This window comes from Bradyrhizobium campsiandrae, from assembly GCF_014529705.1.
GTDB classification, from domain to species: Bacteria; Pseudomonadota; Alphaproteobacteria; order Rhizobiales; family Xanthobacteraceae; genus Bradyrhizobium; species Bradyrhizobium campsiandrae.
The window spans coordinates 190,356-216,049 of record NZ_JAANIH010000002.1 but is presented as its reverse complement, the minus strand read 5'-3'; the positions used below and the strand labels follow the sequence as shown (position 1 = coordinate 216,049).

Here is a 25,694-nt window from a genome sequence, read left to right as displayed (position 1 = left end):
GTGGATTCCCGGCCACGGGCGGTGCTTGGCATCGACCGCCGATCTCGCCCATAGTGGGGCGCGACCAGTGAATCGCCGTTCAGCTCCGGCCTCCGGCCGCGCCGGTTGAACGACAAAAGTCCCATGTTTTTCGAGGAGTTACCCATGTCCGATGCCATCAAGGTCGGCTTTGTCCCGCTCGCTTCTGCCGCCCGTGGCATCCTGGTCGTGTTCTGTGACGAGACTCTGAAGGTGGGGCCGGCAACGGCCAAGGCGCTCGGTGGGGCAGCTGAGCTCGTGAAGCGGGCGGCGGCGGCGGCCGCATTCAAGGGTAAAAGCGGCGCGGCCCTGGACATCCTCGCCCCCGAAGGTGTGAAGGCCGAGCGCCTGATCGTGATCGGGACCGGCAAGGCCTCGGGCCTGAAAGGCAACGATTTCCTCAAATTCGGCGGCATGGCGGCGAGCAAGCTCAAGCCGGGTTCCGGCAGCATGACCATCATGGCCGAACTGCCTGACGGCGCCATGAGCAGCGAGCAGGCGGTCGCGATCGCCTCGGGCCTGCGCTTACGCGCCTACAAGTTCGACCGCTACAAGACCCGAAAGAAGGACGGCGAGGAGGGCGCGCTGCGCGCCGACGTCTCGCTGGCGGTCGGGGATGCGCCCGCCGCGAAAAAGGCTTTTGCCTCGGCCGGCGCGGTGGTCGACGGCGTCATCATCGCGCGCGATCTCGTCAACGAGCCGCCGAACGTGCTCTACCCCGAGGAATTCGCGCGCCGTGCCAGCCAGCTTCGGAAGCTCGGCGTCAAGATCGAGGTACTCGACGTCAAGGCGATGCAGAAGCTCGGCATGGGCGCGCTGCTCGGCGTCGGCCAAGGCTCGGCGCGGCCGAGCCGCACCGTGATCATGCGCTGGGAGGGCGGTAAGAAAGGCGAGGCACCGGTCGCCTTCGTCGGCAAAGGCGTCTGCTTCGACACCGGCGGTATCTCGATCAAGCCGGCCGGCAGCATGGAGGACATGAAGGGCGACATGGGGGGAGCGGCCTGCGTCGTCGGCCTGATGCACGCGCTCGCGGCGCGCAAGGCCAAGGCCAACGTGGTCGGCGCCATCGGCCTCGTCGAGAACATGCCGGACGGCAACGCGCAGCGCCCGGGCGACATCGTCACCTCGATGTCGGGCCAGACCATCGAGATCATCAACACCGACGCCGAAGGCCGCCTCGTGCTGGCCGACGTGCTCTGGTACGTGGCCAGGAAGACCAAGCCGAAATTCATGGTCGATTTGGCGACGCTGACCGGCGCCATCATGGTCGCGCTCGGCACCGAGCATGCCGGCATGTTCTCCAACAATGACGAACTCGCCGAACGCCTGCTCGCGGCCGGCATCGAGGTCGGCGAGAAGGTCTGGCGCATGCCGCTCGGCCCCGAATACGACAAGCTGATCGATTCCCAATTCGCCGACATGAAGAACACCGGCGGCCGCCACGGCGGCTCGATCACCGCGGCGCAGTTCCTGCAACGCTTCGTCGACGGCACGCCCTGGGCGCATCTCGACATCGCCGGCACCGCGATGGGCGCGCCGAAGACCGATATCAATCAGAGCTGGGGCTCGGGCTATGGCGTCCGGCTGCTCGACCGTCTGGTGGCCGATCATTACGAGCGCAAATGACGCGAGATGACTGAAGTCCTGTTCTACCATCTGCAAAACATGACGGTTGAGAACGTGTTGCCGCCGCTTCTCGAGAAATCGCTCGAGCGCGGCTGGCGCGTCGTGGTGCAGTCGACCTCACCGGAGCGCGCTGACGCACTCGACGCGCATTTGTGGACCTATCGCGACGATTCCTTCTTGCCCCATGCGACGTGGCGGGTGAACGATGTGGCCGAGCAGCCGATCGTGCTGGCGATCGAGGCGGACAATCCGAACGGCGCCAATGTCCGCTTCCTGGTCGACAACGCCGCCTTGCCCGCGGATGCGGAAGGCTATGAGCGCATGGTGCTGCTGTTCAACGGCGACGACCCGGACGCGCTTGCGGCGGCCCGCAGTACTTGGACGGATTGCAAGACGCGCGGATTTGAGGTCACCTATTGGCAGGCCGACGAACGGGGCCGGTGGCAGCGGCGGAATTAGCGTCCCGCCGAGTTAATGATAATTTGGACTTTCGCAGCTACGCTGGGTTTGGCCACCTTCGTGCCGCAAAGTGATGTTGGGACAATCGCTTAGGGCTGCTCCTTCATGCGGGGATTTTAGTTTATCGTGCGACATCAAAAGCTTCCAAAGTCGCTCATAGTTGCGCTGGCCGCCGTCGGGCCGCTGCTTGCGGGCTGCTCGGGCGCGACCGATATGCTGGCGTCCGCCAAAGACGCCGAATGGTTCAACAAGCCGAGCCGCCTGTTCATCAAGAACATCTCGATCGAATCGCCGCCGCTGACCCCCGACAAGCCTGTTGGCGCCGAGGATCTCGTCAGCGCCGACGGCGCGTGCCCCGGCATGGCGCCGCCGCCAGGACCTGCGGACGCCAATGCGTCCACGACGGCGCCGGTGGGCGGCACGGTTGCGCTCGGCCACACCGAGTGCGACGTCGTGCGCGGCATCGGCGCGCCCTCGAACGTCAATCTCTCCAGCGATGCCGCCGGCCGCCGCGTCGCGGTGGTCACCTGGACCACGGGTCCGCGCGCGGGCATCTACACCTTCACCTCGGGGCGCCTGTCCGCGATCGAGGGCAACCCGGAGCCTCCGGTCGTCGCCAAGCCGGTGAAGCCGAAGGCGAAGAAGAAGGCGGCGACGTAACGCGTCATCGGCCGTTCGCCTCTCCGAGATCGTTACGCGGCCTTGCGTCCCTTGATCGCAGTGGCCGAGGCGTGAACGGTGATCGCGCCGGACGCGCTTGCCGGCAGTCGCGCCTGCAGCCGGCGTTTCAGCTCGGTTTGCTCGGCATCCGACAGCTTTCCAACGATTCCACTTGGGCTGCTGACGACCATCGAGAGCCAATAGTCGTCGAAGTCCGCAAAAGTCCGCTCGACGACCAACTCGCGGGTTTCGATCTCGCGCAGGCCGAGCTCCGCCCAGAGCGCCTTCAGCGCCTCGAAGCGCGAGATGTCCGCGCTCGGCGGACGCGCTGCGGGGATGCCGAGGGCATCCAGCTCTTCCCACAGCGGCTGCGTCGGCGTGCCGCCGCGCAGGACGTCCCAGGTATAGGACGCGATCAGGCCGTCGGGCTTGGTGACGCGCACCATTTCCGATGCGCCCTTGCGCGGGTCGGGAACGAAGAACAACACCAGCGCCATCACCGCGACGTCGAAGCGATTGGCTTCGTAGGGAAGGGCCATGGCATCGCCGATCGACAGCTCGACCGGCTTTGCCTCGAACTTCTGACGTGCTGTCGCAATCTGCGCGTCGGAGGGATCGATCGCACAAACCGACGACGGGGCGGCTTTGCAAGAAGGAGCTCGGTGAACGCGCCATTGCCGGCTCCGACATCCGCCCAGGCCAGTCCCGAGCGGGTCGCAAGCCAATCGAGGAACAGCGTCCCGGCCGACCGGCTCCAGGGCGCCATGAAGCGCTCATAGGCCGCGCCGTCGGTGAACTTGATCGGTTCGGGTGACGACATCTGCTGTCTCCTTCAAAATTGCCTATTCAAAATATCTTTGGTCGAAAAATCGGTGCGTGCTTCGTAGCACGAAGCCACGGAACGTGCGATGTACCGCAGAAAATTTTGCCTGTCCGATATTTCCCGTTGAAGCACGGCTTGTATCTATCAAACGCTGCGCTACCGCACACCTGGTCGAGCCACAGGACGTTTCGCCTGCGTCAGCGCGGGTCATGGTTGCATGCCATATAGGCCGCGAGGTACGGTGGAGGAACGAGCTCGTCCATAAGCGAGCCGGGTGGGGAGAAATCGTCATGGACTTACGCAAGGCTCTTTGCGCGACGTGCCTAGTTTGCCTCGTTGCCGGCGGTTCGGCAACCGCTGGCACCAATGACATGCTGATCGGCCTGGACAGCAAGGTCACCTTTGGTCCTGAAGGCCAGATTAACGTCGCGCCAGCGACCGACGCTGTGCTGGTGGTGGACATTTCCGACCCGGCCAAGCCCAGGATTCGCGCCAATCTGCCACTGACGAACTCGCTTTTGGGTCCGCCGACGAACCTGCAGATCACGCCGGACGGCAAGCTGGGCCTGGTCGCGAATTCCGTGACCAACGTTCAGGATGGGAACGCCTGGAAAGCCGTCCCGGACAACAAATTGTACGTGATTGACCTCACCGCGGAGCCGCCAAAATTGATCGATACGGTCGCGGTCGGGCGGCAACCGTCCGGTCTGTCGATCTCGAAGAAGGGCGACCTTGCACTGATCGCCAATCGTGACGGCAAAAGTGTTTCTGTTGTCTCGATCCGGGGTACGACCGTCAAGGCGGTTGCCGAAGTGCCAGTGGAGCAGCAGGCTGCGGCAGTTGTTATCGCACCCGACGGCAAGCGCGCCTTCGTCTGCCTGAACCTTGCGAACAAGATCGGCGTGTTGTCGATCGATGGTGAGACGGTCACCTACGACAAGTCGCTCGACATTCCGTCGGCATTCAATCCCTACAACATCGACATCACGCCAGACGGCAAATACGTCATCGCCTCGAATACCGGCGCAGGAAAGAACAATGCCGATGCCGAAGTGGTCATCGAAGCGACAGGTCCGCATCCCCATGTGGTCGACGTCATGAGCCCCGGCGTCGGACCGGAAGGTTTTGCCATCGCGCCCGACGGCAAGACAGCGGCAGCTCCGCTGCTCCTCGGCACCTCCGCCAAGGACAGCGACTGGTTCAAGACCAAGACTGGCGAGCTGGCACTACTGTCGATCGGAGAGGGCGGTAAGCTGACGGTCGTCTCGCGAGCGCCGCTTGGCGGCCTGCCGGAGGGCGTCGTCTACAGCCCGAACAGCGATTACCTCTATGTCGGCAATTACATCGACCAGGATCTGCAGGTATTTTCGCTTGCTGGCGGTAAGCTGACCGAAGTCGGCACGAAGCTGAAATTGCCGGGGCAGCCGGCGTCAATGCGCGGGCCGGTGCGATGATAGTGCGTCTCGATCCGCCGATGATTAGTTAACCCGTCGCCTCGTCGAACTGCGCGCTCGCCTCGAGCCATTGTTCCTCCGCCCGCGCGAGCGCGTCGGCGGCATTGGCGCGGGCCTTCGACAGTTGCGCGGCCTGCTTGGGATCCCGCGTGAAGATGTCGGGCAGGGCGAGCGCGGTGTCGATCTTGGCGATGATGTCGCTGACGCGGGCGATCTCGGCTTCGGCGTCCGCGATGCGCTTCTTCAGCGAGCCGCGATTGTCCGACTTCGGACGCTGCGGCTTTTCGACTTGAGCGCTGCGCTCGCGCGGGGCGGCATCCGCATTGCGCGAGGACAGCACCATGCGGCGGTACTCGTCGAGGTCGCCGTCGTAATTGGTCACGGTACGATCGGCGACGATCCAGAGCCGGTCGGCGCAGGCCTCGATCAGATAGCGATCGTGCGAGACCATGATGATCGCACCGGGAAACTCGTTGATGGCTTCGGCCAGCGCGGCGCGGCTGTCGATGTCGAGATGGTTGGTCGGCTCGTCCAGGATGATCATGTTGGGGCCGAAGAAGGTGGCGAGCCCGAGCAGCAGCCGCGCCTTCTCGCCGCCGGAGAGCTTGCCCGCCTTGGTGTCGGCTGCCTTGCCGGAAAAGCCGATCGCGCCGGCCCGCGCCCGCACCTTGGCCTCGGGCGCATCGCCCATCAGCTTGCGGACATGGTCGTAGGCGGAGGCATCCTCGTTCAGTTCGTCGAGCTGGTGCTGCGCGAAATAGGCGATCGACAGCTTGTCGGCGCGCGTCACCTTGCCGGAGAAGGGTGCAAGTCGGCCGGCAAGCAGTTTGACCAGTGTCGACTTGCCGTTGCCGTTGGCGCCCAGCAGCGCGATGCGGTCGTCATTGTCGATGCGCAAGGTGACGCGGGTGAGCACCGGCGTCGCCGGATCATAGCCAACCGAGGCGTTGTCGACCGCGATGATCGGCGGCGACAACAGCTTCTCCGGCGCGGGAAAGGTGATCTCGCGCACGTCCTCCGTCACCAGCGCGGTGATCGGCTTCAGCCGTTCCAGCATCTTCACGCGTGATTGCGCCTGCCGGGCTTTCGAGGCCTTGGCCTTGAAGCGGTCGACGAAGGCCTGCAGGCGGGCGCGCTCGGCTTCCTGGCGCTTGACGGCCTTGGCGTCGAGCAGCTCGCGCGCAGCCCGCTGTTCTTCGAAGGAGGAATAGGTGCCCTTGTAGAGGGTGAGCTTGCCGCGCTCCAGATGCAGGATCTGATCGACCGAGCTTTCCAGCAGGTCACGGTCGTGACTGATCACGATCACCGTGCGCGGATAGTGCGCGAGGTGATCCTCCAGCCACAGCGTGCCCTCGAGGTCGAGATAGTTGGTGGGCTCGTCGAGCAGCAGCAGGTCGGGCGCCGCGAACAGCGTTGCGGCCAGCGCGACACGCATGCGCCAGCCGCCGGAGAACTCGGCGCAGGGGCGCAGCTGGTCGGCGGCGGAGAAGCCGAGGCCGGAGAGGATAGCCGCGGCCCGCGCGGGCGCCGAATGCGCATCGATGTCCACGAGCCGGGTCTGGATTTCCGCGATCCGGTGCGGATCGGTGGCACTCTCGGCTTCGTGAAGCAGCGCATCGCGCTCCAGGTCGGCCTTGAGCACGACGGAAATCAGGCTCTCCGGGCCGTTCGGGGCTTCCTGCGCGAGGCTCCCGACGCGCCAGCGTGGCGGCAAGGTCACCGAGCCGTGTTCGGCTGCGAGCTCACCGCGGATCACCTTGAACAGGGTCGATTTGCCGGTGCCGTTGCGTCCGACCATGCCGACGCGCGAGCCGGGCGTGATCTGCACGGAGCTGCTGTCGATCAGGAGGCGTCCGGCAAGACGGACGGAGAGGTCGGTGATGGTGAGCATGCGGCCTTGTCACCGCAGCCGGGATCAAACGCAACCCGATTTTTCGTCAATGCGACTCGCGATCGCGCCGCTTCAGCTCGTTGAGCAACTGCTCAAGATGCGTGGGAAGCCGGGGCTCGGGGCGAAGGCTCTGCTGAAGCCGCTCGCCCACGGCATCGCAAATCGAGCGGCTGGTGCGCCGGTCGATCTGCTCGGTGTCATTGGCGGAAAGGCCAGCCATTTCGGGGTTCCGTGTGTGCAGATTAACGACACGGTACCAAGTCACAGGCCCCCAAAATAGTTTCGCCGAGGGTTGGCAATGCCCGGCATTCTAGTAAAAATTGTATGAATTCGCCGTATCTGCCCAAATACAAGGCCCCGGCGGGGGGAGCGCCGGGGCCTCTCTTGGAAGGTACCGCAGGGGGGAACGGTACCTCAGGAAAGTGCTTCAGGGATCAGTAGCAGCGGTTGATCAGCCGCCAGCGGGGTCCCCAGGGGGTTGGGACCAGCCGGCGCACATAGCAGCCGCCGTAGCCGTAGCCGTAAGCGACGGGCGCGGCGTAGAAGCGCGGTCCGCCCCAGCCCCAGCCATGGTGCCAGCCGCCACCGTGCCAGCCCCAGCCGCCATGCCAGTGAGCGGAGGCGGAGGTGGGAGCCAGCGCGGCACCCAGGGCGACCGCGGCGACTGCAGCGAGCGAAAGTTTCCTCAACATGATGATCTCCTCAAAACTGTCGGCGCGGGGCTATCGCGTCGATGGAAAGGCCGCCGAAACGGTCCGCCTCGACAAGGAGGCTTTGGTTTCGATGGCGCTGACGTTACGCCCGCAAGGCTGAACCGAACCCTGACGGAGCCTTCAGATTGGGTTCATCTGGGTGAAATCGTTGTAATCCATGATGGAATCACCACTTGGACCCTGCGGCGAAGCGTCCGTGGGGCGTTCCGGCGGTCGCTTGCCGGATCGCGAAGGCGCCGATATAAGCCCCGCAACTCCGAACCACCATTTCCTCTTCAAGGACAAGATCATGGCCATCGAACGCACTTTCTCGATCATCAAGCCCGACGCGACCGCGCGTAACCTGACCGGTGCCGTCAACGCCGTGATCGAGAAGGCGGGCCTGCGCATCGTCGCGCAGAAGCGCATCCGCATGACCAAGGATCAGGCCGAGACCTTCTACGCCGTCCACAAGGCCCGGCCGTTTTTCGGCGAGCTGGTCGAGTTCATGACCTCCGGCCCGGTGGTCGTCCAGGTGCTGGAGGGCGAGAACGCCGTCGCCAAATATCGCGACGTCATGGGTGCCACGGATCCGTCCAAGGCGGCCGACGGCACCATCCGCAAGCTCTACGCCAAGTCGATCGGCGAGAACTCGGCCCACGGTTCGGACGCTCCGGAGACCGCCGCGATCGAGATCGCGCAGTTCTTCTCGGGCAACGAGATCGTCGGCTAGCAGCCGACAGGCAAAGTCGACGGGGCGAAAGGACTCATTGTGAACTGGCTCTGGCAGATCTTCGATCCCGCCACGATCGGGGCATTCTTCACCCAGTTCCGCAATGAGATGGCCGAACCGACCTTCTGGATTGCGGTCGGCAAGATCATCTGGATCAACATCCTGTTGTCCGGCGACAACGCGCTGGTGATCGCGCTCGCCTGTCGCGGCCTCAAGCCGCGGCACCGGCTGTGGGGCATGGTGCTCGGCGCGGGCGCTGCGGTGCTGCTGCGGATCATCTTCACCGGCATCGTCGCGAGCCTGATGGAGCTGCCCTACCTCAAGCTGGTCGGCGGCCTCGCACTGATCGTGATCGCGGCAAAGCTTTTGGTGCCGGAAAACGAGGACGAGGACGGCGTCGAGTCGGCCTCGCATCTGTGGCAGGCGGTGCAGATCGTCGTCGTCGCCGACATCGTCATGAGTCTCGACAACGTCATCGCGGTTGCCGCTGCCGCCAATGGCAGCGTGCCGCTCTTGGTGCTCGGCCTTGCCATCTCGGTGCCGTTGATCGTCGCCGGCGCGGCGCTGATCATGGCGCTGCTGTCAAAACTGCCGATCCTGGTCTGGGCCGGTGCGGCGCTGCTCGGCTGGATCGCGGGCGAGGTGATCGCGACCGATCCCGGCGTTGCGCCGAAGCTGCACGGGCTGGCCGAAGGTCCGCTCGACGCCTCGCTGGACCGCATGCTCGGCACTCTGCACATCCCGCCGCAATTCGCCCATGGCGGCGGCGCCGAATATCTCTGCGCCGCGCTCGGTGTCGTCGTCGTTCTGGTGGTCGGCGGGATCTGGCGCCGGCGCAGCCTGCATGCCGCCGCGTTGGAGGCGTCCGAGCAGCACGCGAAGGCGTCGGCGGAATAACCTCTAGCGCCGGACGATCGAACCGGATCGCCCGATCAGGCGGGCGAGCTGCTTGAAGCGGCTGCCGACGCGGTCGGCGACGAGATCTCCGAGCCTGTGCTCGAACACCAGCATGAGGTTACGCCCCTGGCTGCGGAAATGCGTCGCCGGCAGCACGCCCGGGCGCGCGGCCGAGATCAGATGCGCGACGCGGAACGCCGCACCCAACAGGCGGGCCCGCTCGAGCTGCGCCGGCGTCAGCAATTCCTGCATGGTCAGCGGCGGCTGGTTCTCCTCGCTGAGGCCGGCATAGCGATAGAACACCGACAGTCCGACGAAGGCGCGCTCGCGATGGTCGATCGCGCCGAAATTGGCATTGACCACGAGGCTCAGCGTCTGCTCGCCGCGATGATCAGGGTGGACGCGCCAGCCGATGTCGGACAGCAGGCAGGCAGTGTGGCGCAGGCGGCGGTCTTCCTCGGTCTCGCGCAGCTTCACGACGCGCGCGAGGCGATCGGTCCAAGCCATCAGCTCACGAGCATGTTTCGCCGAGCGCGACAGCAGCTGGTTCAGCTCCTCGGCGGCGCAGATCAGTCCGTCCTTGTTGCGCTCGGTCGCCGGCAGCTTCTCGTGCAGCAGGCCCTCGCGCACGCCGAAGGTCGAGAACACGATGGTCTTCGGCTTGGCGACCCGGATGATGTGCTCGAGCACCAGCGCTGCATAGGTCAGGAGAGGGCGGCGCGCATCGGCGACGACCTCGATGTCGGCCAGCATGTCCGCGGCGGCGAGGCGCCGCAGGCGGCGGGCGAAATCGAGCGCCTCGGCCGCGGCAATGGAATAGCCGTGCATCACCTGGAGCGGATAGCCGCTCTGGATGATGTGGATGCGCGCGAGCGCTCGCCAGGTGCCGCCGACGGCGTAGAAGGTGCGGCCGCGACCGGCGGCGAGCAGCTCGACCTCGTCGATCGCCTCGCGCACGATGCGGTCGGCACGCTTGAGCGATTTGTGGGCGAGGTCCTGCAGCGCCAGGCCGCCGAGCGGCAGCGTCACGCCGCTGCGCACGCTGTTCCTGCGCACGTCGATCAATTCCAACGAGCCGCCACCGAGATCGCCGACGATGCCGTCGGGACTGTGAATGCCCGAGATCACGCCGAGTGCCGACAGCTTTGCCTCGCGCGGTCCCGACAGGATCTCGATCTTCACGGCGCAGATGCGCTCGGCTTTCGCGATGAAGTCGGGCCCGTTGGAGGCGTCACGGCAGGCCGCGGTCGCGATCGCGAACACGCGGCCGACCTGCATCACGCGGCACAGCGCGCGGAAGCGCTTCAGCGAGGTCAGGGCCTTGTCGACGGCATCAGGCGCGAGCAGACCCGTGCTCTGCACCTCGCGCCCGAGGCCGCACAGTGTCTTCTCGTTGAAGATCGGGATCAGGCTCCGTGCCAGCGCCTCGTAGACGACGAGACGCACCGAGTTGGAGCCGATGTCGATGACCGCGACGCTAGCGCCACGCTTGCGCGGGCGTTTCACGGCAAGGATCTCCGGTCAGGACTGATGGCGTTCGTTCCGGCGCGTGAGACGCCGCGGCGAGGATTCCTTGAGCGACTTTCCACGGCCAGACAGACTCGGATTTGTCATGAAGTAGTTGTGCACGTTGAAAGGCTCCTCGCCCTTCGCGGCCTTCATACGCGTTGAGGACCCGTCCGGCAACAATTGCCAGCTCTGCTCATTGTCCTTGAGATTCGCGACCATGATCTGTTCGAGAACCTGCTGATGGACCGTGGGATTTTGCAGCGGACACAGCACCTCGACGCGGCGGTCGAGGTTGCGCGGCATCATATCGGCCGACGAGATATACACAGCCGCTTTTGCGCTCGGCAGGCCCTGGCCCATGCCGAAGCAGTAGATTCGGCCGTGTTCCAGGAAGCGTCCGATGATCGACTTGACGCGGATGTTCTCCGACAGGCCGGGGATGCCGGGACGCAGGCAGCAGATACCGCGCACCACGAGCTCGACCTGCACGCCGGCCTGTGAGGCCTCGTAGAGCGCGTCGATGATGTCGGGGTCGACAAGCGCATTCATCTTCATCCAGACCGCGCCGGGCTTGCCGTGACGGGCGTGCTCGGTCTCGCCCTGGATGTGCTCGATGATGCGCTTGCGCAGGGTCAGCGGCGATACCGCCATCTTTTCCAGATCGCTCGGCGCGGCATAGCCGGTGATGAAGTTGAACACGCGCGCGGCGTCGCGGCCGATGGTTGGGTCCGAGGTGAAGTAGGACAGGTCCGTGTAGATACGCGCGGTCACGGGGTGATAATTGCCGGTGCCGGTATGAACGTAGGTGGTGAGGCTGCCACCCTCGCGGCGGACCACCATCGAGAGCTTGGCGTGCGTCTTCAATTCGAGGAAGCCGTAGACGACCTGCACGCCGGCGCGTTCGAGGTCGCGCGCCCAGCGGATGTTGGCCTCTTCGTCGAAGCGCGCCTTCAGCTCGATCAGCGCGGTGACGGATTTGCCGGCTTCGGCGGCTTCCGCCAGCGCGCGCACGATCGGCGAGTTGTTGGAGGTGCGATAGAGCGTCTGCTTGATCGCGACGACATCGGGATCGCGCGCGGCCTGCTGCAGGAACTGCACGACGACGTCGAAGGATTCGTAAGGATGATGGACGATCAGGTCCTTTTGCCTGATCGCCGCGAAGATGTCGCCGCCATGCTCGCGCACGCGCTCGGGATGGCGCGGCACGTAAGGGGTGAACTCGAGGTCGGGCCGGTCGAGGCGGGTGAGCTGCGACAGCTCGTTCATGGCGAGCACGCCGTCGACCAGGAACACCTCGTCATCGGCGGCGGAGAGCGCGTGCTGCACGAAGCTGCGCAGCTCCTCCGGCATCTTGGCGTCGATCTCGAGCCGGATCACCGATCCGCGGCGCCGCCGCTTCAGCGCGGTCTCGAACAGGCGGACGAGGTCTTCGGCCTCTTCCTCGATTTCGAGCTCGGAGTCGCGAATGATGCGGAAGGCGCCCTGGCCGTGGAGACCGTACCCGGGGAACAGGCGGTTGATGAACAGGCTGGTGGCCTGCTCCAGCGAGATCAGCCGGACCTTGCCGTCGGCCGGCAGGCGGATGAAGCGGTCGATCTTGCCGGGCATGCGGATCAGGGCGTTCATCGGCTTGCCGTCGGCCTCGCGCGTCAGCTGGAGCGCGATGGTGAAACCGAGGCTCGGGATGAACGGGAAGGGGTGCGCCGGATCGATCGCCAGCGGCGTCAGCAGCGGGAACACGTTGTTGAGGAAATAGTCCTCCAGCCAGGTCCGTTCCGCCCTGGTGACCTCCTTGCCGTCGAGCAGCACGATGCCGACATCGGCCAGTGTGCCGCGCAAATCGCGCCAGATCGCCTGCTGGTCGGAGGCGAGCTGCGAGACGGTGCGGTTGATCAGCGCGAGCTGCTCGGACGGGGTCAGGCCGTCAGGGGCACGTTCGGCGATGCCCTCGCGCACCTGGGCCTTGATGCCGGCGACGCGGACCATGAAGAACTCGTCGAGGTTATTTGCCGAAATCGACAGGAATCGCACCCGCTCCAGCGCGGGGTGACTGGCGTTGACCGATTCCTCCAGAACGCGCCGGTTGAAGTGCAGCCAGGACAGCTCGCGATTGATGAATCGCTCTGGGCTCGAGGCGATCGCCGGCAGGCTCTCGGCTTCCGTCGTTTTTTCTTTTGCTTCAACAGCTTGCGCGGAGTCCATGAGAAGTCGGTCCATCAAAATTGCCCCAATTTGCGACTTACACGCAAAACCGGCCGGAGCATGTGTTAGTGCGATGACGTTTCGATGACATTGATGTTCCGCCTCGGCACGGCGTCAAGCGGCCTTAAGGAGAGATTGAAGGGAGCACCGGTTGTCAGGCGTCCCGGAGCAGCTCGGCAGCCAGCGCCCTCGTAACGGGGCGGCCGAGCCGCAGCGCCTCGCTGTCGAGCTGTTCCACCGCGCGCCGGGCGGCGGCCGATGAGCGCTCCAGCCGGGTTGCGAGGTACCCCACTACGCTCTCGTCGACGGTGAGCTGCCGATCGGCGCAGAATTTGACGATCAGGCCGCGGAACAGCTGGTCGTCCGGGGGCAGCAGCGAAATCACGGGAATGGTCCGAAGCCGGGAGCGCAGATCGCGAAGCTCGACTTCGATCGCGGCCGGCGCCTCGCGGCCGGTGAACAGCACATGGGCGCCGTCCTCGCGGGCGAGGTTCATCAAATGGAAGAGGGCGCGCTCGTCAAAATCTCCGGCCTTGAGATCCTCCACCACCAGCGCGCCGGTCGCGAGTGCGCCGGGGACGCTGGCTGCGGTCAGCGCATTGGCCGCGGTCGAGCGGGCGCCTGATACCTCGGCCCAGATCGCGGCCAGATGGCTCTTGCCGGAGCCTTCGGGCCCCGCGAGCCACATGATCCGGCTCGGCCATTCCGGCCAGCTGTCGATCAGGGCTAGGCCGGCCGCGTTGGCCGGGCCCTCGAGGAAATTGTCCCGGCTGAGGCTCTCCGCGTGCGGAAGCGAGAACGCCAATTGTCGAGGATGAACGCGGCCTGCCACGCTTGCTTTGCTCCGTGCCGGCGCGCCGGCGCTGTCTGAAAGAGATTCGACTTTATTTGGTCGGGAGTTGGCCTTTTACGGCGCCATGTCCCAGCTCATTTGGCCTCGATCGTGCTCATGTGCCGCAGCCACTCGACGAGATAGAGCGACACGGACGAGAGCGTGAACACCGTGACGAGGCCCATCAGCACTATATCATAAGGTGCCGGCCCAAAGCCGAAGGCAAGGGCGGCCAGCACCAACGCCGCATAGGCCACCTGGGCTACTGTGTTGAGCTTCGACACCTTCGACGGTTTCATCTCGACCGGCTTGTCGAACAGCCAGGATACGATCACCGCGGCGACGATCATGATGTCGCGCGACACCACCAGAATGACAATCCAGCGCGGGATGTCGCCCCAGATGCCGAGAGACAGGTAGATCGAGACCAGCAAGGCTTTGTCAGCCAGGGGGTCGAGCAGGGCGCCGAGCTCGCTCTGCATGTTGAAACGCTTGGCCAGGAAACCGTCGACGGCGTCGCTGATGCCCGCGATCAGGAAGACGGCGAACGCCACTTCCATTTGGCTCGACACGATGGCCCAGACGATGATCGGGACCAGCATGATGCGGCCCAGGGTAATGATGTTCGGAATACTCACGCGGCGCTTCCCGGCACCCGGCCTGACCTCGAATCCGGCCCCTTGGAAGGCTGAACCGGTTGATATCTACATAGTATAGGCGGGCGCGCCATGCGAGCCATTGCGCGTCCCCGGAATTCGACGTAACCAGCCGCAAACCCACTGGAAATCGGGCATGACCGACCGCAAAAACGGCCTCACTTACGCCGATTCAGGCGTCGATATCGACGCGGGCAACCGCCTGGTCGACCTGATCAAGCCGATGGTGCGCGCCACCGCACGGCCGGGCGCCGACGCCGAGATCGGCGGATTTGGCGGCCTGTTCGACCTCAAGGCGGCTGGCTTCAAGGATCCCGTTTTGGTCGCCGCCACCGATGGCGTCGGCACCAAGGTCAAGATCGCGATCGAGACCGGCCTGCATGGCGGCATCGGCATCGACCTCGTCGCCATGAGCGTCAACGACCTCGTGGTGCAGGGCGCCGAGCCGCTGTTCTTCCTCGACTATTTCGCCTGCGGCAAGCTCGACCCTGAGGCCACCGCCGCCATCGTCGCCGGTGTTGCCGAGGGCTGCCGCGAGTCCGGCTGTGCCCTGATCGGCGGCGAGACTGCCGAAATGCCCGGCCTCTACAAGGACGGCGACTATGATCTCGGCGGCTTTGCCGTCGGCGCGGCCGAGCGCGGCACGTTGCTGCCGCGCAAGGATATTGCCGCGGGCGATGCCGTCATTGGCCTCGCCTCCTCGGGCGTGCACTCCAATGGCTTCTCCTTGGTCCGCAAGATCGTGGAACAGTCGGGCCTCGGCTTTGCTGCGCAGGCGCCGTTCGCGCCTGTCATGACGCTCGGTGGGGCGCTGCTGACGCCGACGAAGCTCTATGTCAAATCCTGCTTGCGGGCGATCCGCGAAACCGGTGCGGTGAAGGGCCTCGCGCACATCACCGGCGGCGGTTTCACCGACAACATCCCGCGCGTGCTGCCCGCAGATCTCGGCGTCGGTATCGACCTTGCGCGCCTGCCGGTGTTGCCGGTATTCAAATGGCTGGCCGCGCAAGCCGGCATCGCCGAGCTCGAAATGCTCAGGACCTTCAATTGCGGCATCGGCATGATCGCGGTCGTCGAGCCTGACAAGGTCGACGAGGTCGTGCGGGTCTTCACCGATGCGGGCGAGACCGTCGCGCAGCTCGGTACCGTGATCCCGGCCGAAGGCGAGCACCGCGTCGTCTACAACGGCAAGCTCGATCTGGCGCTGTGATGAAGCGGCGCGTCGCCATCCTGATCTCCGGCCGCGGTTCCAACATGGCCGCGCTGATCAAGGCTGCCAGTGCGTCCGATTTTCCGGCGGAGATCTCGCTGGTCATCTCGAACAAGGCCGATGCGCTCGGTCTCGAGCGGGCCAAGACCGCCGGTGTGAAAACACTGGTGATCGAGAGCAAGCCGTTCGGCAAGGACCGCGCCGGTTTCGAGAAACTGCTGCAGGCCGAGCTCGACCAGCACGGCATCGAACTGATCTGCCTCGGCGGCTTCATGCGCCTGTTCACGGCCGAGTTCACCAAGGCCTGGTACGGGCGGATGCTCAACATCCATCCGTCGCTGTTGCCGTCGTTCCCCGGTCTCGACCCGCATGGCCAGGCGCTGCGCGCCGGCGTGAAACTGTCCGGCGCGACGGTGCATTTCGTGATCCCAGAGACTGATGCCGGCCCGATCGTGATGCAGGGCGCGGTGCCCGTCAGCGATCAGGACACGGCCGAGACGCTGTCCGAGCGCATCCTCGAAGTCGAGCACCGTATCTATCCGGCGGCGCTGAGCCTGCTTGCGACCGGCAAGGTCAGGATCGAAGGCGACGTCTGCAAGACGGCGGGAAGTGCGGCGTCGGGGAATTTTTTGGTTGCTCCGGTGCTGAGCTAAAGCCGTTTCGGACTCACGAGCTGCGAAATGACCGATTGATCAGCTGGTAATTCGGCCGGGGCTGATCGAACACACCAGCGAAGCCTCATCGGGAAGCTCAGAGCCGAAAACGTCGAAAGCGGTCGTCATTCCAAAATCAAGGCGTGCGGCGTCCCGAGTTGAAATCGGGCGCTGGTGCTCGCGAATCGTTGTTTCCGGTCGTTTGATCGTGATATTCGAAGCTCCGGCCAAGCGCTTAGTCCGCTTGTACTGTCTAAACAAAATCCCCCGGCAGAGCCGGGGGCATCGTCATGGTCTCTCGCTGATAGCTTTGAGACTCAGGAGACCTTGAGGTTCTCCGCGGACGATTTGCCGCGGTTCTCCACGAGGTCGTATTCAACCACCTGGTTCTCGTTCAGGGTCGAGAGGCCCGCACGCTCGACGGCCGAGATATGGACGAACACGTCCTTGTCGCCGCCGTTCGGCTTGATGAACCCGTAGCCCTTGGTCGGGTTGAACCATTTGACGGTGCCCTTTTGTGGCATCGTTAGTCTCCTCCGCTAGATAATAAAAAGACGCGGCCGCTTTTTCGCGTACCACGTCACAAACGGGCTTCCGGAAGTCTGTTCGAGTCTTGAGTCTGTCGCGAAACGCACAGCCGAGCGGCCAATTCCGATTGTGTACGATATTCCAACACGAAAACCGCGCGCTAGCAAGCCGCGCGCGAATTTCAAGACCGCAGCGAAGATGTCCCGCGGCAATTTGCGAGCTGTGGCAGCGGAACCACAATCAGGGGCAATCACCCTGGCGAGAGCATGCCAGCCGGTTGACCCTTCGTGGCAGTTCGGCACAAATCGCCGCACCTGCTCGCGCTTCGTGTTGCATTTTTGCGAGCCGTCTTTTTGCTTCAGGATTTGTCGTCATGTGCTGCACGCGGCAGCTCCAGGGGATACGGCGGACGATCGGGCTGGACCGTGTCCACGGGATCGTGACGGCAATTGCCTTGGCCGTTTCAGTGATCGTGATGATGCCGGCGTCCTCGGGCTTTGCGCAGAGCCCGACACCTTCAGCATCTCCGACGCCGACTCCGACACCCACCCCGTCGCCGACCCCACGCCCAACGCCGACCAATTTCGACCAGTCCCCGGGCCGCAGCACGCTCGATCTCGGCTCGAACTTCCTGGAGCGCCTCGGCAACCAGGCCTCCGGCGGCATCAACCGGGTCTCACGCACCAATCCCGGTGGGGGCGGTGCCTCCGAGAGCACCGAGGATCCGCGCTATCGCACCTGGTACGAGGGCTACGGCATCTCGATCCGGACCGATGCTCAGGGCGACTTCGTCGGCGACAAGCGCAAGACGTTCGGCGGTGTCGCCGGTTTCGGTGCGCGGATCGCGCCTGGGGTCAATCTCGGCTTCTCCGTCGACCAGAGCCATACCGACATCGACGTGCCGCTCGCGCTTCAATCGGCGACGCTCGATCTGACCCAGGTCGGCTTCAACGGCTCCGTCGACAAGGGGCCGTGGACCTGGGCCTTCGCGGTCGTGCATGGCTTCGGCAAGGTCCGTTCCAGCAGGGACACCGGCTTTGGCTTTGCGACGGCGGGCTATCGCGCCGCGGTCGACGGCGCGCTGACCGAGATCAGCTATTACTGGACCAGGGACCAGATGCGCGTCGTGCCCAAGGGCGCGCTTGAATATGTGCACGCCACCGGTGCTGCATTCCAGGAGGCCGGCGGCCTGGATCCCCTGAGCGTCGGCGCGAGCGCGATCGCACGCGCGCGCGTCATGATCGGCGCCGAGATCGGGCGCTATTTCATCTTCGACCGGAAGATTCTCGACCTGTCGGCCTACGGCAAGTTCGTCGACAATTTCTATCAGGACCTCGGCTCGGTGCAGGTCAGCCTGGGCACCCAGAACATCATCGTCCCCGGCATCGGCGAGAGCCGTTACGGCATGGATGCCGGCGCATCCGCCTCGCTCAGCCTCACCAACACCGCGCGGCTCTACGTCGTCTACGACGGCAAGTTTCGCAACGAGCTGACATCGCACCAGGGCACGGTCGGCTTCGAATACAGGTGGTGATACGCCGGCGCGTCTTTATGCCGGTGTTGCCGCAACGTATCCGGACAATCCAAAGCCCTCGCGTGCACCCGTCATCATCGGCACCAGCGCGTTCGGATGGATGAACTCGTCGCGGAAGCAGGGATAGGTCCTGGGATCGAAGATCTGCTTCAGCCAGTCGACCACGATCCTGTGCCGCTCGGAGGTGCGAAATTCCTTGTGATAGGTCAGCCAGAGATCGGCGTGGTGGCTGACGCCGAGGTCGACGGCGATCAGCGACGCGCCTAGCGCGATCGACACCGTCGGCAGGAAACCGATGCCGGCGCCGCGCTCGACCGCATAGAGCACGCCGACCGAGGAATTGGTCTTGATCCCGACGATGCCCTCGAGGGATTTCAACCCGAGCACGCGGGCGTAGGCGCCGTCGTCGACCTGAGGTGCGCTCTGCTTGATGATGCGGTGGCTCGGCAGTTCGGCGAGCGTCGCCGGCACACCGTAGAGATCGGCATAGTCCCTGGAGACGAACGGATAGATATGCAGGCGGCCGAGCTTGGCGACGATGAGATCGGGATTGGTCGGCGGCTCGAGCTGAATCGCGATGTCCGACTCCAGCCGGGCGACGTCGGCCTGCTCCATGGCGCAACGCAGGTCGACGGTGATCTTGCGATAGGTCTTCTGGAAGTCGATCAGCCGCGGCAGGATCCAGAAATTTCCGGGGCCTTCCGTCACCGCGACCCGCACCGTGCCCGACGTGTCGTTCGACGAGCGCGAGGCGCGGCGGAAGACGTTGAAGGCGTGACGCTCCATGTGTGCGACGTCGGCGATCATGGCAGCGCCTTCGTCGCTGAGCGTGAGCCCGCTCGGGTCGCGCAGGAAAAGCTTGCAACCGATGCTGTCTTCGAGGCGGTCGATGCGGCGCATCAACGTGGTGGAGGTGGCGCCGAGCTCTTCGGCCGCGTTGCGGAAACTTTTAAATTTCGCGCAGGCTAAAAACAGTTTCAAATCGTCCCAGGACGCGTTTAGCGCTTCTTCATGGTGCTGCATCATTGCAGCACCCCGGTGCAATACTTGCTGCATACTCCTGATCTCCAGCCGCTAAGCTTCTGCTCATGGCGGCGTACAAAACCTCCGAACGATAGAGGGACGACATGAGTATGGAAAGGGGCACGTTTGCCGCAAGGCATGATTTCGATGCCTTGCCGCTGAGCCCCGAGGTGGACGTTCGTTGTGCGCAATTCTCCGAAATCGACGCGCTCGCGGAGATGGCGCACCGCCTGGTGCCGGGTGTTCAGATCGAGGGCATGGAGCTCGCGAAGTATTTCGCCTTCGATCCGCAGAGCATCCTGACATTCTCTCGGAAAGGCAATCTGCTCGGCGGCATGGCCTTCCTGTTTCTCAACGACCGCGGGCATGATGCATTGCTGCTCGACGATATCTGTCTGACCGCGCCCGAAACGCGTTATCTCGCTGCCGCGGATGAGGACGTCGCCGCCATCTACATCTGGGCGATCGCCGCGACGGGCCGCGGCATCGCAGGTCTTGGCAAGGCTGCGGCGCATCTGCGGCAGATAAGATTTCGAAGCGCAGATTGCTATGCGCAGCCGTCAACCGTGGCCGGCCGCGAGATCATGAAGGCGACCGGCTTCGCGCCGGTTTCGAGCTTCCAGCCCGACCTCTGGTGTTACGAGCGCCCCTGGCATCGGCAGCCGATGCGGATGTCGGGCGCAATCATCCAAGCAAGGAGTTTCGCAGATGCACGGCACTAGGATCCCTCTCGCTAAGCCCGACTCCCGCGCGATCACCATTCGCCTCGCGCGAAATCCGAGCGACCTCATGCTGGTGACCGCCATTCGCTCCGCGGTCTATCTCGCCGAGCAGGATTGCCCGTTCGACGAGGAGTTCGACGGTAACGACATGGTCGCTGCGCATTTCATCGGCTATATCGGCAATGAGCCGGCGGGCTGCCTGCGGGTCCGCTTCTTTGGCGACTTCGCCAAGGTCGAGCGGCTGGCGGTGCGGCATCAATATCGTCGCTCGCGGCTCTCGTTCAAGCTGGTGCAGGCGAGCATCGACTTCGTGAAGCGCAAGGGCTTTCGCAAGATCTACGGCCAGGCGCAGGACCGGCTGGTCGATTTCTGGGCTCATTTCGGCGCCAAGCCGCTCGGCCACAACAGGAAGATCACCTTCTCGGATTTCTCCTACACCGAGATGCTGCTCGAGATCGAGCCGGGGCCCGATGCGATCACGCTGGACAGCGATCCCTACGTGATCATCCGCCCCGAGGGCGACTGGGACCGCCCGGGCGTGCTCGATGCCTCGTCGGGACGGGCGGTGACGTCGCCGCTGCGGGACCTCGCGCTCGCCGATCGCTGAAACAGATGCAGCTCTGCGCAAGACGATGCCGATCTCCCATGATGATCCGCTGGTCCTGATCTGCGCGGACCTCCAGGTGGAATATCTGATCCCAGGGCGTCGCCACGTCATCCTCGACGGCGACGCCACCATCAGGCGCGGCCTGGAATTGTTGGCGCTATGGCGGAGCAATCTCTGGCCGGTGATGCATTTGAAGCGCATCGCGCAGGCGTCGTGGTTCAATCCGTCATCCAGGCTGACCGATTGGATGGCAGAGGCAAAGCCCAGGCCGGGCGAGATGACGTTCGAGCACCCGCTGCCTTCGGCCTACAGCTCGGCGCGTTTTGCCGACCACATGTCCAGCGTCCGCCATCTGCGTTGCGTCATGACTGGTTTTTCCCTCGACGAGACCATCCTGGCCACCGTCGTCGAGGGCTTTCATCGCAGCCACCGCTATCGCGTGATCAGCGATGCCGTCGCCTGTCGGACGCCCGGCACGATCGAGGCGGCGACCTACAAGCCGTCCGTGATGAATGTCATCGCCAATTTTGCTACAATCCAGTCCAGCGCCGAACTGATCAAGACGAGCGGCGCCGTCGCGGTCTAGCTTGACGCGATCGGCGGATGGATGGGGTGGAACATTGTCTCGGGAGGACGAACTGAAAGAGCTGGCGAGCGACCTGTCGCGTGCCGTTGAGACCGCACGCCGGGTCGGTCTGCCCACGACCGTCTATCTGCTCTCGATGGCGCTGGTCGAGGTGAGGGAAGCCGCAGGGAAGGGCGAGGATGACGACGGCGCGGCCTGAGCGCTGCCCGGCGTCCGGCTTTGTGCAACGCTGCTGAGCGCCCGCTGCCGACGAATTGGCATTGCAAGTTTGGTCCCGCCGCAATAGCCAAGTAAGCCTGATCCACGTGACGTGACAATCGCGTGCGAGGCCGGCCCGCCCTGCTGCCGTCACGAGTTAAAGGATATCTGCAAATGTCGATGCTGCCCAACTCGCAAGAAGCCCGGGATGTGGCTTACCAGCTCCATGCTTACACCAACGCCCGCGCCCATCAGCAGGCGGGTCCCCTGGTGATCGAGCGCGGCGAGGGGCCTTACGTGTTCGATGCGTCGGGCAAGCGCTATTTCGAGGCGATGGCGGGCCTGTGGAGCGTCGGGCTCGGCTTCAACGAGAAGCGCCTGGTCGAAGCCGCGCACAAGCAGATGCAGGTACTGCCGTTCTATCACACCTTCTCGGCCAAATCGCACGGCCCTTCGATCGACCTCGCCGAGAAGCTGGTGGCGCTGGCGCCAGTGCCGATGAGCAAGGTGTTCTTCACCAATTCCGGCTCGGAGGCGAACGACACCGTCCTCAAGCTGATCGCCTACCGCTCCAATTCGCTCGGCCAGCCGCAGAAAAAGAAGATCATCAGCCGCATGCGCGCCTATCACGGCGTCACCATTGCGTCGGCGAGCCTCACCGGCCTGCCCAACAACCACCGCTCGTTCGACCTGCCGCTGCCGAACATCCTGCACACCGGCTCGCCGCACTTCTACAAGGACGGGGTTGCAGGCGAGAGCGAGGAAGCCTTCGCGACGCGCCGGGCCGAGGAGCTCGACGCGCTGATCCAGAAGGAAGGCCCTGATACGATCGCCGCCTTCTTCGGCGAGCCGGTGATGGGGGCGGGCGGCGTCGTGGTGCCGCCGGCGGCCTATTGGGACAAGCTCCAGGCGGTGCTGAAGAAGTACGACATCCTGCTGATCGCCGACGAGGTGATTTGCGGCTTTGGTCGCACCGGCAAGATGTTCGGCTGCGAGACCTATGGCATCAAGCCCGACGCGATGGTGGTCTCCAAGCAGATCACCTCGAGCTATTTCCCGCTGTCGGCGATCATCATGAACGACCGCATGTTCGAGCCGATCGCCGACGAGAGCAACAAGATCGGCGTGCTCGGCCACGGTTTCACCGCCGGCGGCCATCCGGTCGGATCGGCGGTTGCGCTGGAAAACCTCAAGATCATCGAGGAGCGTGGCCTCGTCGCGCATGCGGCCGAGCTCGGCGGCTATATGCAAGGCAAACTGCGCGAGCTCACCAGCCATCCCCTGGTCGGCGAGGTCCGCGGCGTCGGCATGATCGCAGCGCTCGAGCTCGTGCTCGACAAGGGCCGCAAGACCGCCGCCGCAACGCCCGGCGCGGTCGGCGGCATGGCGAGCCGCATGCTGCAGGAGCGCGGCGTCATCTCGCGCAACATGCTGGATGCCATCGCCATCTGCCCGCCGCTGATCACCACCAAGGCCCAGATCGACGAGCTGGTGGCGGCGATCACGGGCGTGCTCGATGACATGAAGGGCGAAGTTGCGAAGCTGACGCCGGCGTAGGAGTTCAGTCTCTCCTCGTCATTGCGAGGAGCCCTTGCGACGAAGCAATCCAGACTGTTGCTACGGAAAGATTCTGGATTGCTTCGCTACGCTCGCAATGACGGTGTGGTTGGCATTGTGCGATGCCATAGGCCCGCGAGGCCTACGTCCGCTGCACCCCGATCACGCGGCCCTTCTCGATCGCCAGCGCAAGCTCGCCGCGCTTCAGCTTCAGCGCGGCATCGCCGAACAGCTCGCGGCGCCAGCCGCGCAGGGCCGGTACGTCGGCGTCGTCGTCGGCGGCGATCTCCTCGAGGTCGTCGACGGTCGCAATCACCTTGCTCGCCACCGCATGACGCTCGGCGGTCATGCGCAGCAGCACCTTCAGCAGCTCGACGGTCGCCGCGCCGTTGTTATTGTTGCGCGGCTTCTCCAGCTTCGGCAGCGTCGAGAAATCCCGCGCCAGCCCGCGTTCGACCGCGGCGACGATGTCGGCGCCCCATTTGGACTTCTCGAAGCCCTTCGGCACCGAGCGCAGATGCGCAAGCTTCTCCAGCGTGTTCGGCGCGTGGGTGGCGATGTCGGTGACGGCTTCGTCCCGCAGCACGCGGCCGCGCGGCACGTCGCGGCTTTGCGCCTCCTGCTCGCGCCAGGCGGCGACCTCCATCAGCACGGCGAGGTCTTTCGGCTTGCGCACCCGCGTCTTCAGCCGTTCCCAGGCCCGCTCGGGGTGGAAGTCGTAGGTCTTGGGCGAGGTCAGGACCTCCATCTCGATCGAGACCCATTCGCTGCGGCGGCGCTTCTTGAGGTCGGCATCGAGCGCGGCGAAGACGTCGCGCAAATGGGTGACGTCGGAGACTGCGTAATGCATCTGCTCCTTGGTCAGCGGCCGGCGCGACCAGTCAGTGAAGCGGTGGGTCTTGTCCGGGCGGTGGCCGGTGACCTTCTCGACCAGGGCATCGTAGGCGATGCTGTCGCCGTAGCCGAGCACCATCGCCGCGACCTGGGTGTCGAACACCGGGTGCGGAATGATGCCCGCCTGGTGCCAGATGATCTCGATGTCCTGGCGCGCGGCGTGAAACACCTTCAGCACAGCCTCGTTAGCCATCAGCTCGAAGAACGGCTTGAGGTCGATGCCCTCGGCCAGGGTGTCGATGACGACAGCTTCCTCGGGACTGGCCATCTGCACCACGCACAGCAGCGGGTAATAGGTGGTCTCGCGCAGGAACTCGGTATCGACGGTAATAACGGGGTGCTTGGCCAGCCGGCTGCAGGCAGCCGCGAGGTCAGCGGTGGTGGTAATCAAATCCATGAACGGCCCATGACACTTGCCATCAGCCGTTCTGCCGAAAGCGCTGTGATGTCAAGGGGCTCTAAGCGAATTCGAGCCTTGCATCGCCTGGGAATCGCTCGTTGCGGCTAAAATTCCTATTCGTAGCGGACCCGACCTGACGATTTGCGGGCGCAGGGCAGGGCCACCACTACGAGGCACATGCCGACCAGCGCCAGCCCCAGGAACTCGAAAACCAACAAATCCACGGCGGAAATCTCCAGAAACATCGGTCAATTTGTCGGGACCGCGTTGAGGGTCTGTTAATTGCAATGGTTACCGGCGGCGGGCCGGGCGGGATGGTGGACGCGGGGTTAATGGGGGGCGGACGCCGCATCATGTCATCAGCTCCGGCAGCGCGGCGGCGAGCACATCCACGGCCGCGCGGACTTTGGGCGGCATCTGTGGCGAACGGGGCCACAGCGCATGGCAGTCGTAGAGGAATTCGCCCTGACCCCTGAGGACAGCAACCAGCGCGCCGCCATCAAGACGTTCACGGACCAGCCAATAGGGCAGCCAAGCGAGCCCCATGCCCTGCGATGCGGCGTCGGCAATCGCCTCGAGATCATCGAGCCTCAGCCGGCCTGACGGCATGATCGCGCGCGGCGGCTGGCCTTGTTGCGGAAACAGCCATGGCCGGACGCGCCCGGAGCGGCGGTAGATGATCGCCTGGTGCGCGGCGAGATCGTCGAGCGTCTTCGGCTTGCCATGGGCGCGCAGGTACGACCGCGCGCCGCACACCACCATGCGCTGGCCGCCGATCTGCCGCGTGATCAGGCCGGACTGGTCGTCGAGGTCGCCGGTCCGGATCGCAAGATCATAACCGCCTTCGATGATGTCGGCGATCGGATCGCCGAAGAAGAGATCGAGCTCGAGAAGCGGATATTTTCGCGCAAGCTTCATGAGCAGGGGCGCGATGCAGTGGCGTCCAAGCAGGGCCGGCATCGTCACGCGCAGCCTGCCGCGCGGCTCGGTGCGGTCGTCGGCCACGACGGCATCTGCGGTCTCGGCTTCCCTGAGCACGGCGCGGCAGCGCTCGTAATAGGCCTGCCCGGCCTCGGTCAGGCTCTGGCGACGCGTGGTCCGGTTGAGAAGGCGGACGCCGAGGCGCTCTTCGAGGAAGCGCACATGCTTGCCGACCATCGGCCCCGACATCTCCAGAGCGTCGGCCGCCGCTGCGAACGAGCCGAGATCGACGGCCCTGACGAACACGGCCATGCTGGTCAGGCGGTCCATGATTGAAAACTCCTGGTTTCGACTGCTCGCCGATTTCCGCGATTTATCCGTTTCCGCGGCTGCGGCATAGCTCCATTCA

At 64.6% G+C, this 25,694-nt stretch carries 27 protein-coding genes; 15 read left to right on the top strand and 12 right to left on the bottom strand.

What is annotated here, in order from left to right; genetic code table 11:
- Nucleotides 1-144 precede the first annotated feature (144 nt).
- The 3 genes from G8O24_RS02425 (at nucleotide 145) to G8O24_RS02415 (ending at nucleotide 2,763) form a co-directional block, all read left to right on the top strand.
- A complete protein-coding gene (locus tag G8O24_RS02425; protein WP_188096107.1) occupies nucleotides 145-1,644 on the top strand; it encodes a leucyl aminopeptidase in 1,500 nt (499 codons plus the stop codon).
- 6 nt (nucleotides 1,645-1,650) lie between these two features.
- Complete coding sequence (locus tag G8O24_RS02420; protein ID WP_188096105.1) at nucleotides 1,651-2,103, top strand: DNA polymerase III subunit chi; 453 nt, start codon at nucleotides 1,651-1,653, stop codon at nucleotides 2,101-2,103.
- A gap of 165 nt (nucleotides 2,104-2,268) precedes the next feature.
- Complete coding sequence (locus G8O24_RS02415; protein WP_188096182.1) at nucleotides 2,269-2,763, top strand: hypothetical protein; 495 nt, start codon at nucleotides 2,269-2,271, stop codon at nucleotides 2,761-2,763.
- Between the two features lie 32 nt (nucleotides 2,764-2,795).
- On the opposite strand, the gene G8O24_RS02410 is transcribed toward G8O24_RS02415, so the two are convergent.
- On the bottom strand, nucleotides 2,796-3,488 hold the full coding sequence (locus G8O24_RS02410) for a class I SAM-dependent methyltransferase (protein WP_244645697.1): 693 nt from the start codon (nucleotides 3,486-3,488) through the stop codon (nucleotides 2,796-2,798).
- Nucleotides 3,489-3,573: 85 nt separating this feature from the next.
- On the opposite strand from G8O24_RS02410, the gene G8O24_RS02405 reads away from it, so the two are divergent.
- Entirely contained in the window at nucleotides 3,574-5,040 is a 1,467-nt protein-coding gene (locus G8O24_RS02405; RefSeq protein WP_188096103.1) for a YncE family protein, read from the top strand.
- Nucleotides 5,041-5,068: 28 nt separating this feature from the next.
- Here G8O24_RS02405 and G8O24_RS02400 read toward each other — a convergent pair whose 3' ends face one another.
- The 3 genes from G8O24_RS02400 to G8O24_RS02390 all read right to left on the bottom strand — a co-directional run bounded on the left by G8O24_RS02400 (nucleotide 5,069) and on the right by G8O24_RS02390 (nucleotide 7,623).
- The gene (locus G8O24_RS02400; protein WP_188096101.1) at nucleotides 5,069-6,931 is read right to left on the bottom strand and encodes an ABC-F family ATP-binding cassette domain-containing protein; all 1,863 of its coding nucleotides are present in this window, start codon (nucleotides 6,929-6,931) and stop codon (nucleotides 5,069-5,071) included.
- 46 nt (nucleotides 6,932-6,977) lie between these two features.
- On the bottom strand, nucleotides 6,978-7,151 hold the full coding sequence (locus tag G8O24_RS02395) for a hypothetical protein (protein ID WP_188096099.1): 174 nt from the start codon (nucleotides 7,149-7,151) through the stop codon (nucleotides 6,978-6,980).
- Between the two features lie 214 nt (nucleotides 7,152-7,365).
- Nucleotides 7,366-7,623 (bottom strand): sulfur globule protein precursor, encoded by a 258-nt coding sequence (locus tag G8O24_RS02390; RefSeq protein WP_188096097.1) that lies wholly within the window; start codon nucleotides 7,621-7,623, stop codon nucleotides 7,366-7,368.
- On the opposite strand from G8O24_RS02390, the gene G8O24_RS45095 reads away from it, so the two are divergent.
- The 3 genes from G8O24_RS45095 (at nucleotide 7,622) to G8O24_RS02380 (ending at nucleotide 9,253) form a co-directional block, all read left to right on the top strand.
- Nucleotides 7,622-7,744, top strand: a complete 123-nt coding sequence (locus G8O24_RS45095; RefSeq protein ID WP_283815484.1) for a hypothetical protein — start codon at nucleotides 7,622-7,624, stop codon at nucleotides 7,742-7,744. The genes G8O24_RS02390 and G8O24_RS45095 overlap by 2 nt on opposite strands.
- A 189-nt stretch (nucleotides 7,745-7,933) precedes the next feature.
- Nucleotides 7,934-8,356: a nucleoside-diphosphate kinase gene (ndk, locus tag G8O24_RS02385; protein WP_128965856.1), complete on the top strand. Its 423-nt coding sequence runs from the start codon at nucleotides 7,934-7,936 to the stop codon at nucleotides 8,354-8,356.
- Nucleotides 8,357-8,395: 39 nt separating this feature from the next.
- Nucleotides 8,396-9,253: a TerC family protein gene (locus tag G8O24_RS02380; RefSeq protein ID WP_188096095.1), complete on the top strand. Its 858-nt coding sequence runs from the start codon at nucleotides 8,396-8,398 to the stop codon at nucleotides 9,251-9,253.
- 3 nt (nucleotides 9,254-9,256) lie between these two features.
- Here the strand turns inward: G8O24_RS02380 and ppx are convergent, their stop codons facing one another.
- The 4 genes from ppx to G8O24_RS02360 all read right to left on the bottom strand — a co-directional run bounded on the left by ppx (nucleotide 9,257) and on the right by G8O24_RS02360 (nucleotide 14,434).
- Complete coding sequence (ppx, locus tag G8O24_RS02375) at nucleotides 9,257-10,759, bottom strand: exopolyphosphatase (RefSeq protein ID WP_188096093.1); 1,503 nt, start codon at nucleotides 10,757-10,759, stop codon at nucleotides 9,257-9,259.
- Nucleotides 10,760-10,774: 15 nt separating this feature from the next.
- The gene (locus G8O24_RS02370) at nucleotides 10,775-12,964 is read right to left on the bottom strand and encodes an RNA degradosome polyphosphate kinase (protein ID WP_188096181.1); all 2,190 of its coding nucleotides are present in this window, start codon (nucleotides 12,962-12,964) and stop codon (nucleotides 10,775-10,777) included.
- A gap of 154 nt (nucleotides 12,965-13,118) precedes the next feature.
- Complete coding sequence (locus tag G8O24_RS02365; RefSeq protein ID WP_188096091.1) at nucleotides 13,119-13,796, bottom strand: P-loop NTPase family protein; 678 nt, start codon at nucleotides 13,794-13,796, stop codon at nucleotides 13,119-13,121.
- A 95-nt stretch (nucleotides 13,797-13,891) separates the two neighbouring features.
- Nucleotides 13,892-14,434, bottom strand: coding sequence for a CDP-alcohol phosphatidyltransferase family protein (locus G8O24_RS02360; RefSeq protein WP_188096089.1), 543 nt, complete (start codon nucleotides 14,432-14,434; stop codon nucleotides 13,892-13,894).
- A gap of 154 nt (nucleotides 14,435-14,588) precedes the next feature.
- Here G8O24_RS02360 and purM point away from each other — a divergent pair, with 154 nt between their 5' ends.
- Both purM and purN read left to right on the top strand, forming a co-directional pair.
- Nucleotides 14,589-15,662, top strand: a complete 1,074-nt coding sequence (gene purM, locus G8O24_RS02355; protein WP_188096087.1) for a phosphoribosylformylglycinamidine cyclo-ligase — start codon at nucleotides 14,589-14,591, stop codon at nucleotides 15,660-15,662.
- Nucleotides 15,662-16,315 carry a phosphoribosylglycinamide formyltransferase gene (gene purN, locus G8O24_RS02350; RefSeq protein ID WP_188096085.1) on the top strand — a complete coding sequence of 218 codons (654 nt, stop codon included), beginning with the start codon at nucleotides 15,662-15,664 and terminating at the stop codon, nucleotides 16,313-16,315. The genes purM and purN overlap by 1 nt, the downstream gene beginning before the upstream one ends.
- A gap of 317 nt (nucleotides 16,316-16,632) precedes the next feature.
- Here purN and G8O24_RS02345 read toward each other — a convergent pair whose 3' ends face one another.
- Nucleotides 16,633-16,839: a cold-shock protein gene (locus tag G8O24_RS02345; RefSeq protein ID WP_008551638.1), complete on the bottom strand. Its 207-nt coding sequence runs from the start codon at nucleotides 16,837-16,839 to the stop codon at nucleotides 16,633-16,635.
- 377 nt (nucleotides 16,840-17,216) lie between these two features.
- Here G8O24_RS02345 and G8O24_RS02340 point away from each other — a divergent pair, with 377 nt between their 5' ends.
- Complete coding sequence (locus tag G8O24_RS02340) at nucleotides 17,217-18,377, top strand: autotransporter outer membrane beta-barrel domain-containing protein (RefSeq protein ID WP_188096083.1); 1,161 nt, start codon at nucleotides 17,217-17,219, stop codon at nucleotides 18,375-18,377.
- Between the two features lie 15 nt (nucleotides 18,378-18,392).
- On the opposite strand, the gene G8O24_RS02335 is transcribed toward G8O24_RS02340, so the two are convergent.
- On the bottom strand, nucleotides 18,393-19,433 hold the full coding sequence (locus G8O24_RS02335; protein ID WP_188096081.1) for a LysR family transcriptional regulator: 1,041 nt from the start codon (nucleotides 19,431-19,433) through the stop codon (nucleotides 18,393-18,395).
- Nucleotides 19,434-19,504: 71 nt separating this feature from the next.
- Between G8O24_RS02335 and G8O24_RS02330 the strand changes: the two genes are divergently transcribed.
- The 5 genes from G8O24_RS02330 to G8O24_RS02310 all read left to right on the top strand — a co-directional run bounded on the left by G8O24_RS02330 (nucleotide 19,505) and on the right by G8O24_RS02310 (nucleotide 23,070).
- The gene (locus tag G8O24_RS02330; RefSeq protein ID WP_188096079.1) at nucleotides 19,505-20,122 is read left to right on the top strand and encodes a hypothetical protein; all 618 of its coding nucleotides are present in this window, start codon (nucleotides 19,505-19,507) and stop codon (nucleotides 20,120-20,122) included.
- Nucleotides 20,109-20,729 (top strand): GNAT family N-acetyltransferase, encoded by a 621-nt coding sequence (locus G8O24_RS02325; RefSeq protein WP_188096077.1) that lies wholly within the window; start codon nucleotides 20,109-20,111, stop codon nucleotides 20,727-20,729. The genes G8O24_RS02330 and G8O24_RS02325 overlap by 14 nt, the downstream gene beginning before the upstream one ends.
- Before the next feature lie 25 nt (nucleotides 20,730-20,754).
- The gene (locus G8O24_RS02320; RefSeq protein ID WP_188096075.1) at nucleotides 20,755-21,315 is read left to right on the top strand and encodes a cysteine hydrolase family protein; all 561 of its coding nucleotides are present in this window, start codon (nucleotides 20,755-20,757) and stop codon (nucleotides 21,313-21,315) included.
- 34 nt (nucleotides 21,316-21,349) lie between these two features.
- A complete protein-coding gene (locus G8O24_RS02315) occupies nucleotides 21,350-21,514 on the top strand; it encodes a hypothetical protein (RefSeq protein ID WP_188096073.1) in 165 nt (54 codons plus the stop codon).
- A 173-nt stretch (nucleotides 21,515-21,687) separates the two neighbouring features.
- Complete coding sequence (locus G8O24_RS02310) at nucleotides 21,688-23,070, top strand: aspartate aminotransferase family protein (RefSeq protein ID WP_188096071.1); 1,383 nt, start codon at nucleotides 21,688-21,690, stop codon at nucleotides 23,068-23,070.
- A 142-nt stretch (nucleotides 23,071-23,212) separates the two neighbouring features.
- On the opposite strand, the gene rnd is transcribed toward G8O24_RS02310, so the two are convergent.
- Nucleotides 23,213-24,361: a ribonuclease D gene (rnd, locus tag G8O24_RS02305; RefSeq protein WP_188096069.1), complete on the bottom strand. Its 1,149-nt coding sequence runs from the start codon at nucleotides 24,359-24,361 to the stop codon at nucleotides 23,213-23,215.
- A gap of 354 nt (nucleotides 24,362-24,715) precedes the next feature.
- Complete coding sequence (locus tag G8O24_RS02300) at nucleotides 24,716-25,615, bottom strand: LysR family transcriptional regulator (RefSeq protein WP_188096068.1); 900 nt, start codon at nucleotides 25,613-25,615, stop codon at nucleotides 24,716-24,718.
- Between the last annotated feature and the right edge of the window lie 79 nt (nucleotides 25,616-25,694).

What these genes read in the sequence shown, in the direction of transcription:
- G8O24_RS02425 (WP_188096107.1), top strand. Translation starts at nt 145, where the DNA reads ATGTCCGATGCCATCAAGGTCGGCTTTGTCCCGCTCGCTTCTGCCGCC.
- G8O24_RS02420 (WP_188096105.1), top strand. Translation starts at nt 1,651, where the DNA reads ATGACTGAAGTCCTGTTCTACCATCTGCAAAACATGACGGTTGAGAAC.
- G8O24_RS02400 (WP_188096101.1), bottom strand. Translation starts at nt 6,931, where the DNA reads ATGCTCACCATCACCGACCTCTCCGTCCGTCTTGCCGGACGCCTCCTG.
- G8O24_RS02395 (WP_188096099.1), bottom strand. Translation starts at nt 7,151, where the DNA reads ATGGCTGGCCTTTCCGCCAATGACACCGAGCAGATCGACCGGCGCACC.
- G8O24_RS45095 (WP_283815484.1), top strand. Translation starts at nt 7,622, where the DNA reads ATGATGATCTCCTCAAAACTGTCGGCGCGGGGCTATCGCGTCGATGGA.
- G8O24_RS02390 (WP_188096097.1), bottom strand. Translation starts at nt 7,623, where the DNA reads ATGTTGAGGAAACTTTCGCTCGCTGCAGTCGCCGCGGTCGCCCTGGGT.
- ndk (WP_128965856.1), top strand. Translation starts at nt 7,934, where the DNA reads ATGGCCATCGAACGCACTTTCTCGATCATCAAGCCCGACGCGACCGCG.
- G8O24_RS02370 (WP_188096181.1), bottom strand. Translation starts at nt 12,964, where the DNA reads ATGGACTCCGCGCAAGCTGTTGAAGCAAAAGAAAAAACGACGGAAGCC.
- purM (WP_188096087.1), top strand. Translation starts at nt 14,589, where the DNA reads ATGACCGACCGCAAAAACGGCCTCACTTACGCCGATTCAGGCGTCGAT.
- purN (WP_188096085.1), top strand. Translation starts at nt 15,662, where the DNA reads ATGAAGCGGCGCGTCGCCATCCTGATCTCCGGCCGCGGTTCCAACATG.
- G8O24_RS02345 (WP_008551638.1), bottom strand. Translation starts at nt 16,839, where the DNA reads ATGCCACAAAAGGGCACCGTCAAATGGTTCAACCCGACCAAGGGCTAC.
- G8O24_RS02340 (WP_188096083.1), top strand. Translation starts at nt 17,217, where the DNA reads ATGTGCTGCACGCGGCAGCTCCAGGGGATACGGCGGACGATCGGGCTG.
- G8O24_RS02335 (WP_188096081.1), bottom strand. Translation starts at nt 19,433, where the DNA reads ATGCAGCAAGTATTGCACCGGGGTGCTGCAATGATGCAGCACCATGAA.
- G8O24_RS02330 (WP_188096079.1), top strand. Translation starts at nt 19,505, where the DNA reads ATGAGTATGGAAAGGGGCACGTTTGCCGCAAGGCATGATTTCGATGCC.
- G8O24_RS02325 (WP_188096077.1), top strand. Translation starts at nt 20,109, where the DNA reads ATGCACGGCACTAGGATCCCTCTCGCTAAGCCCGACTCCCGCGCGATC.
- G8O24_RS02320 (WP_188096075.1), top strand. Translation starts at nt 20,755, where the DNA reads ATGCCGATCTCCCATGATGATCCGCTGGTCCTGATCTGCGCGGACCTC.
- G8O24_RS02310 (WP_188096071.1), top strand. Translation starts at nt 21,688, where the DNA reads ATGTCGATGCTGCCCAACTCGCAAGAAGCCCGGGATGTGGCTTACCAG.
- rnd (WP_188096069.1), bottom strand. Translation starts at nt 24,361, where the DNA reads ATGGATTTGATTACCACCACCGCTGACCTCGCGGCTGCCTGCAGCCGG.
- G8O24_RS02300 (WP_188096068.1), bottom strand. Translation starts at nt 25,615, where the DNA reads ATGGACCGCCTGACCAGCATGGCCGTGTTCGTCAGGGCCGTCGATCTC.